We start from the raw sequence: 12,239 nt of genomic DNA, 5'->3' as shown, positions 1-12,239 counted from the left end.
GGTCTTACGAAAGTTTGTCAGAAACAGAGAGCAGTCTGCAAGAAATTTCCGACAAAAAAGCCTGTCCCGACATTTCATGGAAAAGCTTGTGCATCCCTTGCGGGACAGCCGGTTGGCGGCTATTTATGGAAACCATTCCCACTTCTGCAGGTCCTGCGGCTGCAGACATTCGTCAGCGATTGCTCTGGAGTTATGTGAAAATGGCTAGGATGCTGTCGGCAATTTATTTCCTGCCGACAAAAAATCCGCCACAAAGTGAGTGCTGAGCGATAAGCACAAAAAAACCGCAAAGGGCACTCTGCCCCCGGCGGTTATTAATGATGTGCAGGTATTCAAATTATACGCGCTTGGCTCCACGGCCTCCGCGCTTTCCTTCTGTGTTCTTCTTGATCGAAGATATCCGTTCTTCGCTGTCTTTCAGGAAGCGTGACATTTTATCCTCGAATGAAGGTTTACCGGCTGCAGGCTTGAATGGACGCCCTCCCCGTTCACGATTGTAACCACCGCCGCCTCCACCACTGCCGCCACCGCCGCCGAAACGGTCTCCACCGCTTGGACGTTCAGGTCTTGGAGCTCTGGGGGGACGTACTTCCGATGCCGGCTTATCTACGGCCTGCTTGATGGAAAGTCCGATCTTGCCGTCCTTGTCAACATTAATCACTTTGACGGTTACCACATCAGCAATCTTCAAATGATCGTTAACATCCTTGACGTAGTTATCGGCGATTTCCGAGATGTGAACGAGACCTGTGACACCTCCTGACAGATCCACAAATGCTCCGAAATGCGTGATGCCTGTCACCTTGCCCTCTAACTTGGTGCCCACTTCAATTGCCATAGAATAAAATGATCCTCCCTTAAAAATATACAGACGAATATAAAGTCCATCCAGTCTGCGGTGATTTGATTATACAGTAAAGAACAAATCAAGGCAACACAGCGAAAGCCCCTTTTAGCCTGCTTTATTCCCCTGATTGCTCCGTACGAATAGGTGTTTCGCCTGGCGGATACATATTGTACCATTTGCGGGCTAATTGTCCGATATACTCATCATCTTTCAGGCGGGAGACTTCATATTTCAGTTGATTCAGGGAAGTCGTAACGGTCTCATGGCTTTCCTGTTTCTGGGCGAGCCGTTCACTCTTATCCGCAATCACCGCACTCTGGGCAAAGAAAATATAACCGGCCCAGCCGAAAAACACCGCGACGACGAGTGTCCATATGACTCTTCTTCTCTTCGCACCTGCAGCCGAAGCTTTGTGGTTACTCTCCTTCTCTTCCGCAGAGAATCTGTTCATGCAGCGTACCTCCAGTACAAGATCAGTGTTTCCGTTTGGTGTGTATCCATGCCATGAATCCCGTGACCCAGGCGCTGTGATAGAGCCGGGAAGCATGAGGCGAGATCCATCTCACAGGAAATACCCAAATCGGCTTCGTTAGACGCAGCAGCAGCTTAAGAATAAATAGAAGGATATGGCCCAGCAGCCGGAATATGCCTCTCAAGAGGCGCCATAACCAGCGGAGTGGAACACCAATCAGCACTTCTATAACTCTCCACAGCAGTCTGCACGTATATTGAACCGACTGAATTAACATTACCACAAATCTTCGCACCGTAACACTGAAGATCAAAAAATAGATCCATACGCCTAGAAACAGCCCTACAAAGACATAAAACCTCAATTGTCCCTGATTTCCGGCATAAAGCATGCGGAAGACCAGCAGCGCTGCCCAGAGCCAGTACAGCAAATCCAGCAGCGCATTCAACCACTTGGGAAAGCTCAATTTCAGCGACAGCACCCGGTAGCTGTCATAGGCCAGTCCCATGGCTGTACCGGCCATCATCATATAGAACAGGGTCACCCACTGAACTGCGGGATTCATTTGAACAGCTTGCCGAGTATTCCCTTATTTTTGCCTTGCGCGCCGGGATCCAGATAAATCAGGGAATGCACATTGCCTTCCAGGGACAATAGGCCATTCTCCAGACTTAAGTTCTTGATATGTAAATGATTCCCGCGGATGGTGAGATGGCCAAGTTCCGTACGGAGCAAAAACTCTTCGCTGTCGAAGCTTTCCACATTCTGCACACCAGTAAGTTCAAGCTGCTTGCGGCTGTGCATGTGCAAGTCGTGCTGTTTATTGACCTTTGCTGGCTCGATCATAGCATGTACCCCTCCTTCTTGTTTCTAATCTATGGGGAAGGGAGCGTTTATAGAACAGCCGCCGCAGCAAAAAAAGCGCAAGCTCTGCGTGAATGCAGAGCCGCGCTTTTCTCAGTAATCTTACAAATCCGTCTACCAGTCCAGGCCGCTTGTTTTGGCAACAGGCTCTTCGCGGAGCAGTGTATACATGCCTGCAGCTTCGTCCTTGCGGGTCGTCTCGACCAGCTTTTCCACTTTTACCGTTACAAGCTTTTGACCGAATTGTACGGTAATCTCGTCACCGATCTTTACCGTGCTGCTCGGCTTCGATTCCCGCCCGTTGATAAGTACCCGGCCTTGTTCGGACACATCCTTGGCCACTGTGCGGCGCTTGATCAAACGGGAAACCTTCAGGAATTTATCAAGACGCATTAGTTAACGGCTTCTTTAAGCTTGTTCCCAGCCTTGAAGGCCGGTACAGTGGATTCAGGAATTTCAATCGGTGTGCCCGTTTGCGGGTTGCGGCCCGAGCGGCCGGAACGTTTGCGGGTTTCAAAAGTGCCGAATCCGATTAGCTGCACTTTGTCCCCTTGTGCCAATGCATCGGTAATTTCACCCAGCACTCCGTTCAATACGGTTTCCACGTCTTTTTTTGCCAATCCGCTTTTTTCGGAAATGTTGTTAACCAAATCTGTCTTGTTCATAATTTGAAGTTCCTCCTAGGATACAAAAAAATAAATGAAACGCGATAGTGCCGCAGGGTTCTCCCGCAATCGTCATTTCGTCTTTATGATATTCTTGATGCCGACCCGAATTCCTGCCATGAATCGCCGATTTTTTTAAAAAAACAGGCTTTCACCGCAAAAACGGACTTACAGCACTATAAAACTATAAACTGCTCATTGCCGTTTAAATCAGAGATTCGCGCGCATTCACAGCATTGCCGCTTTGCAGGCCCGCTATACCGGACAAACCGGAGCTCTATTAAATTTTCTTCCTGCTATATAAACTGAACTTATGATTTTTCGATTTTGGGATAGTCGTGACTCCAGAGAATGTTTGGACTTCCGGCCGCTGCCCATCTGCAGATTTCTTGATTGTATACCGTTATTAACGGTGGAAATCCGCAGACAAAGGCGGACGCTACCGCTCCTACAGTTCCAAACTTCTCCTCCGCCACTTCTCCCTAATAGTAATATTTCAAGTTCAATTTATATAACTTTAACCAGCCACCGGGTGTGCAACGGACTGCTGCTTTTACAGCTCCCGTTCCTCCAATTTGGCTTCCTGCCAGAGAGCTTCCATCTGTTCCAGACTGCTGTCCTGAATGGTTGTCCCCTGGCTTAGCAGCCTCTGCTCGATATATTGAAACCGGGAGACAAACTTGCGGTTGGTGCGGGTAAGCGCCTCTTCCGGATCTGCACCGATAAAACGGGCGGCATTGGTTGCTGCAAACAACAGATCCCCCAGCTCCAGCATCTGCTCCTCCGCTGAAGCGCCGCTCTCGATCGCTTCCTGCAGTTCGTCTGCCTCCTCGCGGATTTTGGCCAGAACGTCGTTTACATGATCCCAATCGAAACCGACCTTGGAGGCTTTCTTCTGCAGCTTGTAAGCTTTCATCAGCGCCGGAAGGTCACGTGGCACGCCGCTGAGCGCAGACTCGGCTTCGGGTTTCAGTCCCTTGCGCCGCTTCTCTTCAGCCTTCATTCCTTCCCAGTTCTTCAGCGCTTCCTCGGCATTGCCGGCTTCGGTGTCCCCGAATACATGCGGATGGCGGAAGATCAGCTTGTCATTCAGACCTTCAATAACGTCGTAGACATTAAAGGTTCCAAGCTCCTCTTCCATCTGGGCATGGAGCATAATCTGAAGCAGCAGGTCGCCAAGCTCTTCCTTCATATGATCCGGATCATCCTCATCGATCGTTTCAAGCACCTCATAGGTTTCCTCTATGAGATTCTTGCGGAGGGAATCATGGGTCTGCTCCCGGTCCCAGGGGCAGCCCTCCGGACTGCGCAGAATATCAACTATTTCATGCAGACGGGCAAAGCTGCGCCGTCTTGCAGTCTCCGCACGGTTCGCCGGAACGTATACCAGCGACAGATTGCCATAGCCCGTCAGCCGGTCCAGCTCGAAGAGCGGTACGCGTTCAATCTGCTCTTCGCCCTCCACCCCAAGCGCATGGCCGACAATGACTTCATACTCCGGCGGATACAGCTCCATCAGGCAGAGCTTGGTCTCCGATGCGGTAAAGCTGTCATACACCTGGCCGATCAGCGTGTGCAGCTCGGGCTGAAGCTGGGAGCTGCGGATGCCGGAAGCATCGAGAAGCTGAAAACCCTCGATGGGATCAAAGCCAAGACGCACAAACGCCTCGTCCAGAAAGCTCTCGCCGCCGAGAATCTCCAGCTCGATTCCTGCTTCCGGGCAGCGCCCCCGCAGCAAGGAAACGGCCGACTCGGCAACCATGGGATGTCCCGGAACGGCATAGACAATTTCTGCACCTGCCGGCGCCGATGCACATTCCTCGATGATTTTCGCCGTAATCGCCTCATAAACATCAGGAAAAGAGGACAGCGATTCATACAGATAGTCAAAGGACTGTGAAGCAATCTCAAGCTCTTCCAGCGCCTTCATCACGGGATGCTCCGCGGTGCGCACGTAAACGGCAGATGCCGCTTTCAGCTTTTTGATAATCCCCAGCGTCAGCCGGTCCGGGTTCCCCGAGCCCAGCCCGACTACGGTTAGTCTTGCACTCATGCGATTTCTACTCCTTCCAGGCGGCCGCTGCCCTCTTAACGGGTGACCGCTCTATGTATTGCTGATTTACGAGAATATCCGAAAGCGCTGACCCAAGCCATGCCTAGGCGGGCGGCTGGTTTTCAGGGAAACAGCCGCAGCTTTTTCAGCTTGTCCGCAAGCGATGGGCCGAAGCCCGGCAGCTGGCGCAGTTCGCTTTCGCTGAGCAGGCGCAGGGCAACCGCGCCAATGGCGAAGACGGCGCAGCCTGCGAGCACGCCGAGCAGGCTCTGCGCCAGGGCCGCGGTGCGGCTGCCGCCAAGGCCCGCGGCATCCGCCGCAGCGCCGGCAGCGCAGCTCACGGCGGCGGCGGCCAGCGCCAGGCCCGCCAGCAGCAGCGCGGGCCGCAGCAGGGCATCTGCGAGGCGCAGCCGCAGATGGCCCTGGCGGTACAGCAGCAGCACGTTCAGCGCTGCTGCGAACCCGTGCGCGGCCACGCTGGCGATGGCCGCGCCGGTAATGCCCTGCTGCGGGACGAGCAGCAGGTTCAGGGCCGCCTTGAGCAGCGCGGCGGCCAGAAGGTGCAGCGCCGGCGCGCGCACGGCGCCGAGGCCCTGCAGCAGCGCGGCCGAGATGATGCTGACCGTGCCGCCGGCGGCGGTGAAGGCCAGCCAGACCATCGTGCTGCTGCCGGAGGCGTCGCCGTAGAGCGCGATGTTGACCGGCTCCGCAAGCACAGCCAGGCCTGCTGAGGCGGCCAGGCCCAGCAGCCAGAACCAGCGCAACGACAGGCTGCAGCGGGTCTGGATCAGCCCAAGGTCGCCCCGGTACTTGGCTTCGGCGAGTGCCGGGATGAAGACAACGGACAGCGAAGTCGCGAGCATCGTGACGATCTGTACCAGCGGCAGGCCGCGGTTATAGATCCCGAACTGCGCCATCGCTGCCGCCTCACTACCGCCGGAGGACAACAGGCGGGGCACCGTGAACACATCCACCAGTCCGATGAGCGGCACAGCCAAAGCCCCCAGCATGACGGGAAGCCCGTATGCCAGCAGCTGCCCGATCCGTATACGTTCTCTCCGGTTCTCCAGGGCAAGCTGTCTTTGCTCTTTCGTCCATGACGTTCCCCCGGCTGTCTCTGAGGCAGCCGCAAGCTCAGGCTCCGCCTGGCGGCGGTGCTGCCGCAGATACAGCAGCATAATCAGCAGACCTGCCACACCGCCGCCGGCTGACCCCAGCAGTGCGCCGGCGGCAATGCCTGCCGCATCTGCATGGATAGAGGTCAGATAGAGCAGCAGAGCAATCATAACCGCCACACGCACGGTCTGCTCGGCAACCTGGGAAACGGCAGTAGGGACCATGTTATGCAAGCCTTGAAAATAACCGCGCAGCGCAGCCATAAGCGGAACAACCGCCAGCCCCCACGCACTGCTGCGCAGCGCAGGGGTAACATGCGAATTGCCAACCCATACCGATATCAGGGGTGCGCCCGCATAGACAAGAATTCCGATCAGGACGCCGCTGGAAGCGGTGAGAACAGCGGAAAGCTTCAGAACCCGCCGTCCCTCCTGCTCCGCTCTTCCCGCAGAGGCCTCCGCCACAAATTTCGAAACGGCGGACGGCAGCCCCAGCATTGCCACGGTTACCAGCATCGTATACAGCGGATATACGGTGTTATAGATGCCGAACACGGCATCTCCGCCCAGATTCTGCAGCGGGATTTTCTGCAGGGTGCCAATCAGCTTGGAAAGGATCGCTGCAGCACTAAGAATGAATGCTCCTTGCAGCAGCTTGGAGCCTTGCGACTTAAGTTTCATACACATACCTGCTTCTACAGCTACAACTGCTATGATGGGATGAATTTCTATATTATAACGCATATGGACGCTGAACGACAAAAACCCCGCCGTTCCTTTTGTCTTTCTTGCTCAAAAGGTAGGCGGGGCCTTAATGTGTTCCGGCGTTACTGCTCCATTTGTTTGCCCAGGAATGCTGCGGCCGTCTCGGCCATTTTCACTTCCATCTGCGCCATTTTTACCGAATCATCCTTGCTCAGCAAGACCACACAGCCGATGGGGTCCCCACCCGAAATAATGGGAGCAGCCACATAGGAGGACACGGTTTCCGGATGGTCTTTACCGATGTCGTAGCTGCCTGCATTCGTCTCAAGCACCGTCTTGCGGTTTTCCATGACTTTCTCAAGAAGTGAACCCACCTGCTTCTCCAGATAATCCTTTTTGGAGCCCCCGGCCAGAGCAATGAAGCTGTCTCTGTCGGTGATCATGGTAATATGGCCTGTTCCTTCAAAAAGAGACTCTGCATATTCCTTGGCAAAATCGCCCAGCTCGCCAATCGGGGAGTACTTTTTCAGTATGACTTCACCGTCACGGTCGACGAAGATTTCCAGTGGATCACCTTCACGGATACGCAAAGTGCGCCGGATTTCTTTGGGGATAACAACTCGTCCGAGGTCATCAATACGTCGTACAATTCCAGTAGCTTTCATTTCACATGTTGCCCCGCTTTCATAAGAAGTTTGGTCCAACTACTGTCCATTATGGGAAAGGATAATCCCAGTGATTTATCGTAATATCTGACCATAGTATTCATCTCTTCCCAGTTCCTTATACATCCTCCGGCATGTATATAAAAGTTTCGGCCCATGCGCAAACGCCGCCCCTAAATATCCATAAGCTCTAAATTTATGAACCCCAAACAGCCCCGCGCATATAGCGCGGGGCTGTTTGGGTCGGGAATAAATGCTGTTATTTGGGTGCTGCCGTAGCAGCCGGAGCTTCAGCGCTTGGTGCGGTTGTAGGCTCAGTTCCGCCTTTGGTTGTTCCTGATTCACCAGCAGCCGCAGAGCTCTTCGGCAGATTGATTTTAACATCAAGCGACGCCAGATCCTTTTCGAGGAAGGATTCCAACCCCTGGGACGCGAGTGATCCCTTAATGGTTTGCTTCTGCTCAGCGGTCAGCTTGTCGAAGGTTGTCTCTGTGCGGGATTCCACTTTTATAATGTGATAACCAAAGGTTGTTTTGACCGGATCGCTGATCGTGTTCAGCGGCAGGGTCTGGGCTGCCTGCTTAAATTCCTCCACATAGCCGCCCAGCGCCTTGTCCTTAATTTCGCCGCCATTCTCCTTGGAGCCGGTATCATCGGAGTATTCTTTGGCCGTTGCCGCAAAATCCGCCCCGCCATCCAGCTTCGCCTTGACTTCCTTTGCCAGCTTCAATGCGTCTGCATCTGTGCGTTCCTTGCCTGCAGCGTCTGTCAGGCCAATCAGCACATGGCGAAGCGTAGCTACGGTGAAGTCACCTTTAGTTTTTTCAAACTCAGTTTTTACCTGGTCGTCTTTTACTTTAAGCAGCATGTCCTGATATACGGTAAGCACACGCAGCATATACGAACGGATATCATCTTCAGTCAAATTGGCTTGCTTAAGGGTACTTTCGTAAGTGTCGCCAAGGCCGGTCTTGATGGCTTTCACCTGTTCATCCGCTTCCTTCTCGGCTTCCTTCTTCGCGGCATCCGTCGCTTTGCCGGCAAGATATTCAAAAGCGACTTCCTGCTTCAGGATGGACTCCTTGAAAGCATCGATTTCCAGGTACTGCGCCTGCTGCGGTGACAGGAGCTTCATGACCCGTGTATCCATATCAAATTCTTTTTCGGTAATGGTGCCGCCCTTGTAGGTGGCTACTGCTTTGCTGCTGTCCTTAGCACCACTGCTGGTGTTGTTGTTGCTGCTGCAGGCTGCCAGCATGGAGAAGGAAACGGCCGCCGCCAGTGAAACGAGCAGCACTTTCCAGGATTTTGTTTTATTTAATGACATTGTGTAGTTCTCCCTTCGATTTTAAAGACTGTTTGGCCGCCGCCAGGAACTGTTCCAGCAAGTCAAGCAGCTCCTTATCCTCCAGGTTCTTCGATTTCACGCGGATGGTTGCTTTGGCGTCCCTATCAAATTGTACACGTCTTTCAAAGCTATTTCCAACTTTAGCAAGCTTCGCCGTATCAAAAGCACCGGTGCTGCCTTCATGGAAGTTGAGCGAAACTTCATCCCCCCGCCGGACCATTGATTCCATGCCGTAAAGCTTGCCATACACCTTCAGGCGGGCAACGGTCAACAGATTGACCACGGCTTCCGGCAGCTCTCCGAAGCGGTCCAGCAGTTCGTCTTCCAGCTCAGCGGCATCCTCAAGCGTAGCCACAGCGGCAACCTTCTTATAAATCTCAATTTTTTGAATGCTGTCGTAAATATATTCGGATGGCAGATAAGCATCAATCGACAAATCAATAACCGTATTCCCTTGCTTAAGGGAAGTGTCTTCCTCGCCGAGCACACTGACTTTGCGTTTGCGGATTTCCTCCGCAAGCATTTGCGAATAGAGGTCGAACCCGACAGAGGCAATGAACCCATGCTGTTCGGCGCCAAGCAGATTGCCCGCTCCGCGAATGGAAAGGTCGCGCATGGCGATTTTGAAGCCTGAACCCAGCTCTGTGAATTCCTTAATCGACTGCAGGCGCTTCTCGGCTACCTCAGTAAGCACCTTGTCGCGCTGGTACGTAAAGTAGGCATAGGCAATCCGGTTGGAGCGGCCTACCCGTCCGCGCAGCTGGTACAGCTGGGACAACCCCATTTTGTCGGCATCATGGACAATCAGAGTATTGACGTTAGGAATATCCACCCCGGTCTCGATGATACTCGTGCTGACCAGCACGTCGTACTCCCCGTCCAGAAAGTCAAGGATGGTCTTCTCCAGTTCTGACTCCGACATTTGGCCATGGCCGATGCCGACCCGGGCTTCCGGAACAAGCATGGAGATCTGCGCGGCCATTTCCTGGATTCCCTGGACACGGTTATAGAGATAATAGACCTGTCCACCCCGGGCCAGTTCGCGTTCCACGGCCTCCCGGATGAGCGTCTGGCTGTGTTCCACCACATACGTCTGCACGGGAAAACGGTTCTCCGGCGGCGTCTCAATAACGGACAAGTCCCGCACACCGAGCATTGACATATGCAGGGTACGGGGAATAGGGGTGGCCGTAAGCGTCAGCACATCTACATTGGTCTTCAGTTTCTTAAGTTTCTCCTTATGGGTGACACCAAACCGCTGCTCCTCATCCACGATCAGAAGTCCCAAGTCCTTAAAGACCATATCTTGAGACAGCAGCCGGTGTGTGCCGATAACCACATCTACTGTGCCTTGGCGGACCCCTTTAATCGTCTCGTTTTGCTCCTTGCGGCTGCGAAAACGGCTAAGCACCTGGATGTTAAGCGGATAATTGGCAAAACGCTCGCGGAAGGTCTCATAGTGCTGCTGGGCCAGAATGGTCGTTGGCACCAGCACCGCAACCTGCTTGCCTTCTATCGCCGATTTAAAAGCGGCACGGATCGCCACCTCAGTCTTGCCGTAACCAACGTCACCGCACAGCAGGCGGTCCATCGGCCGGTTCTGCTCCATGTCCTTTTTGATTTCCTCAATCGCCCGCAGCTGATCGCGCGTCTCCTCATAGGGAAACATCTCTTCGAATTCCCGCTGCTCCTGGGTATCCTTCTCAAAACCATAACCCAGTGCGCTCTGGCGCTCGGCATAAAGCTTGATCAGATCGTCGGCGATATCCTGCACGGATGAACGCACCTTGCTGGTGACCCTTGTCCATTCGTTGCCGCCAAGCTTATAGACCTTCGGCTCCTTGTCTTCCGAGCCTACATATTTTTGAATCAGATCAATCTGGTCGATGGGTACGGAAAGCTTATCGCCTCCGGCATACAGAATATGCATATAATCACGGTGGATTCCGCTGACCTCCAGCGTCCCGATCCCCATATATTTGCCGATCCCGTGATTCTGGTGAACGACATAATCACCGATCTTCAGCTCAGTGTAGCTTTTGATCCGTTCAGCATTATCGATGCCTTTGGATACCTTGCGTGCCTTGCGCTGCTTCTGGGAGAACATTTCCCCTTCAGTAATGACCGCAAGATGTATGGAGGGCAGTTCAAATCCGGAGCCCAGATTTCCTTGCAGGATCGTAGGCTCCTCAATCCCGTAATCATACAGAACCCTGCGGACCCGCTCCATCCGTTCTTCGCCGTTAGCCAGCATAATGACCTTCACGCCTGATTTGTGCCAGCGCTCCATCTCCGACTTCAGCACATTCATCTGGCCATGGAAGTCCTGCATGCCCCGGCTGATGAAGCCCAGAATATTCTGCGGCTGGATATGCGGAACCTGGCGCAGGAAAATCGACATGAACAGGCTCTGGAACGGCCGCTGATACATAACGGCATCGCTCTCGACAGAAAGCTGCAGGTCAGGCAGTGTTTTTCCGTTTTGCAGCAGATGCAGGTTCCATTCCGACTCATCCCGCTCAAGCTGCTTCGCGGTTTCCAGCAGCCGGGCCGGTTCATCGAGTACCAGAAGCGTATCCTGTGCCATGTAATCGTACAGATGGGTACGTTCAGGATATAGAAGGCTGATATATTTATAGATTTCCGGAAAATAAGTGCCCTCGCGGAGCATTTCCAGCTCGCGTCCCATTTCCTCGCGCAAGCGCAGCTTGGCCTGGCGGTCGGTCATCTTTTCGAGCTGCCGCTCCAGCATGGCCGCAGCCTCAGAAGAAGCAGAATCCAGGCGAATCTGATCGGCAATAATTTCTTTGGCAGGTGTGATCTTCACGCTGCGCACCTTGTCGATGGAGCGCTGGTCCTGCGGATCAAAGGTACGGATCGAGTCCACCTCATCATCAAACAGCTCCACCCGGTAGGCCAGGGGAGAAGTCATGGGGAAGAAATCAATAATACCGCCCCGGACGCTGAGTTCGCCGCGGTTCTCTACCCGTTCAACCCGTTCGTAGCCCATTTCGATCATAGACATCAGGAAATCATCAAGCACGAGCGTTCCATCCTGCGAAAGGGTCAGTTCAGCCCCAGCCATCACATGCGGGGAAGGAAGCAGGCGGCGGACGCCGGAGTAGGGAACTACGACTACGCCACGGAAGCCTTGGGCGCACTTGGTCAGCACATCAATCCGCTGAGCCAGTGTCTCAGGGCTGGAGACGGCCGCTTCAGCGGCTACCAGCTCGTTAGCGGGATAGAGCAGCACGCGGTCCGGGGAAAGCGCTTCCTGTAAATCCTCGGCCATCTTCTGGGCCGAGAACATATTATGAGTCACTATAAGCAGCGGACGCCCCGTTTCTTCATGAAGCGCCGCCAGCATAATTTGCCTGGCCGAACCGGACAAGCCCGAGATGAGCTGCTCCTTCATGCCTGCAGCAACACCGCGGGTAACGGACTGAAAATCGGGATCTTTGGAAAATGCTTCTATAATACCTTGTAACAACAGGCGCACCTCTCT

Annotated in this window: 12 protein-coding genes; 1 reads left to right on the top strand and 11 read right to left on the bottom strand. The window is 53.8% G+C overall.

What is annotated here, in order from left to right; genetic code table 11:
* Nucleotides 1-14: 14 nt before the first annotated feature.
* Nucleotides 15-266, top strand: coding sequence for a hypothetical protein (locus PRIO_RS35285; protein WP_141639030.1), 252 nt, complete (start codon nt 15-17; stop codon nt 264-266).
* 71 nt (nt 267-337) lie between these two features.
* Here PRIO_RS35285 and PRIO_RS00260 read toward each other — a convergent pair whose 3' ends face one another.
* The 11 genes from PRIO_RS00260 to mfd all read right to left on the bottom strand — a co-directional run bounded on the left by PRIO_RS00260 (nt 338) and on the right by mfd (nt 12,224).
* Nucleotides 338-838 (bottom strand): S1 domain-containing RNA-binding protein, encoded by a 501-nt coding sequence (locus PRIO_RS00260; protein WP_020425553.1) that lies wholly within the window; start codon nt 836-838, stop codon nt 338-340.
* A 124-nt stretch (nt 839-962) separates the two neighbouring features.
* Nucleotides 963-1,298 (bottom strand): FtsB family cell division protein, encoded by a 336-nt coding sequence (locus tag PRIO_RS00255; protein ID WP_020425552.1) that lies wholly within the window; start codon nt 1,296-1,298, stop codon nt 963-965.
* Nucleotides 1,299-1,320: 22 nt separating this feature from the next.
* Nucleotides 1,321-1,884 (bottom strand): spore cortex biosynthesis protein YabQ, encoded by a 564-nt coding sequence (gene yabQ, locus PRIO_RS00250; RefSeq protein WP_020425551.1) that lies wholly within the window; start codon nt 1,882-1,884, stop codon nt 1,321-1,323.
* Nucleotides 1,881-2,165, bottom strand: a complete 285-nt coding sequence (yabP, locus tag PRIO_RS00245; protein WP_020425550.1) for a sporulation protein YabP — start codon at nt 2,163-2,165, stop codon at nt 1,881-1,883. The genes yabQ and yabP overlap by 4 nt, the downstream gene beginning before the upstream one ends.
* A gap of 132 nt (nt 2,166-2,297) precedes the next feature.
* Nucleotides 2,298-2,576 (bottom strand): RNA-binding S4 domain-containing protein, encoded by a 279-nt coding sequence (locus PRIO_RS00240; protein ID WP_020425549.1) that lies wholly within the window; start codon nt 2,574-2,576, stop codon nt 2,298-2,300.
* The gene (locus PRIO_RS00235; protein WP_020425548.1) at nt 2,576-2,848 is read right to left on the bottom strand and encodes an HU family DNA-binding protein; all 273 of its coding nucleotides are present in this window, start codon (nt 2,846-2,848) and stop codon (nt 2,576-2,578) included. Before PRIO_RS00235 ends, PRIO_RS00240 begins: the two co-directional genes overlap by 1 nt.
* 553 nt (nt 2,849-3,401) lie before the next feature.
* A complete protein-coding gene (yabN, locus tag PRIO_RS00230; protein WP_020425736.1) occupies nt 3,402-4,901 on the bottom strand; it encodes a bifunctional methyltransferase/pyrophosphohydrolase YabN in 1,500 nt (499 codons plus the stop codon).
* A 122-nt stretch (nt 4,902-5,023) separates the two neighbouring features.
* The gene (locus tag PRIO_RS00225) at nt 5,024-6,697 is read right to left on the bottom strand and encodes a putative polysaccharide biosynthesis protein (protein ID WP_046500800.1); all 1,674 of its coding nucleotides are present in this window, start codon (nt 6,695-6,697) and stop codon (nt 5,024-5,026) included.
* A 146-nt stretch (nt 6,698-6,843) separates the two neighbouring features.
* Nucleotides 6,844-7,386 carry a stage V sporulation protein T gene (spoVT, locus tag PRIO_RS00220; RefSeq protein WP_020425614.1) on the bottom strand — a complete coding sequence of 181 codons (543 nt, stop codon included), beginning with the start codon at nt 7,384-7,386 and terminating at the stop codon, nt 6,844-6,846.
* Nucleotides 7,387-7,645: 259 nt separating this feature from the next.
* The gene (locus PRIO_RS00215; protein WP_020425615.1) at nt 7,646-8,713 is read right to left on the bottom strand and encodes a peptidylprolyl isomerase; all 1,068 of its coding nucleotides are present in this window, start codon (nt 8,711-8,713) and stop codon (nt 7,646-7,648) included.
* Nucleotides 8,700-12,224: a transcription-repair coupling factor gene (gene mfd, locus PRIO_RS00210; protein WP_046500795.1), complete on the bottom strand. Its 3,525-nt coding sequence runs from the start codon at nt 12,222-12,224 to the stop codon at nt 8,700-8,702. The genes PRIO_RS00215 and mfd overlap by 14 nt, the downstream gene beginning before the upstream one ends.
* Nucleotides 12,225-12,239: the final 15 nt, after the last annotated feature.

It is taken from the genome of Paenibacillus riograndensis SBR5, from assembly GCF_000981585.1.
Lineage (GTDB): Bacteria > Bacillota > Bacilli > Paenibacillales > Paenibacillaceae > Paenibacillus_AQ > Paenibacillus_AQ riograndensis.
Note: the sequence above shows the minus strand (reverse complement) of the source record. Positions and strands in the feature narration are given on the sequence as shown.

What these genes read in the sequence shown, in the direction of transcription:
- PRIO_RS00240 (WP_020425549.1), bottom strand. Translation starts at nt 2,576, where the DNA reads ATGCGTCTTGATAAATTCCTGAAGGTTTCCCGTTTGATCAAGCGCCGC.
- PRIO_RS00260 (WP_020425553.1), bottom strand. Translation starts at nt 838, where the DNA reads ATGGCAATTGAAGTGGGCACCAAGTTAGAGGGCAAGGTGACAGGCATC.
- PRIO_RS00255 (WP_020425552.1), bottom strand. Translation starts at nt 1,298, where the DNA reads ATGAACAGATTCTCTGCGGAAGAGAAGGAGAGTAACCACAAAGCTTCG.
- yabN (WP_020425736.1), bottom strand. Translation starts at nt 4,901, where the DNA reads ATGAGTGCAAGACTAACCGTAGTCGGGCTGGGCTCGGGGAACCCGGAC.
- PRIO_RS00235 (WP_020425548.1), bottom strand. Translation starts at nt 2,848, where the DNA reads ATGAACAAGACAGATTTGGTTAACAACATTTCCGAAAAAAGCGGATTG.
- PRIO_RS00215 (WP_020425615.1), bottom strand. Translation starts at nt 8,713, where the DNA reads ATGTCATTAAATAAAACAAAATCCTGGAAAGTGCTGCTCGTTTCACTG.
- yabP (WP_020425550.1), bottom strand. Translation starts at nt 2,165, where the DNA reads ATGATCGAGCCAGCAAAGGTCAATAAACAGCACGACTTGCACATGCAC.
- PRIO_RS00225 (WP_046500800.1), bottom strand. Translation starts at nt 6,697, where the DNA reads ATGAAACTTAAGTCGCAAGGCTCCAAGCTGCTGCAAGGAGCATTCATT.
- yabQ (WP_020425551.1), bottom strand. Translation starts at nt 1,884, where the DNA reads ATGAATCCCGCAGTTCAGTGGGTGACCCTGTTCTATATGATGATGGCC.
- spoVT (WP_020425614.1), bottom strand. Translation starts at nt 7,386, where the DNA reads ATGAAAGCTACTGGAATTGTACGACGTATTGATGACCTCGGACGAGTT.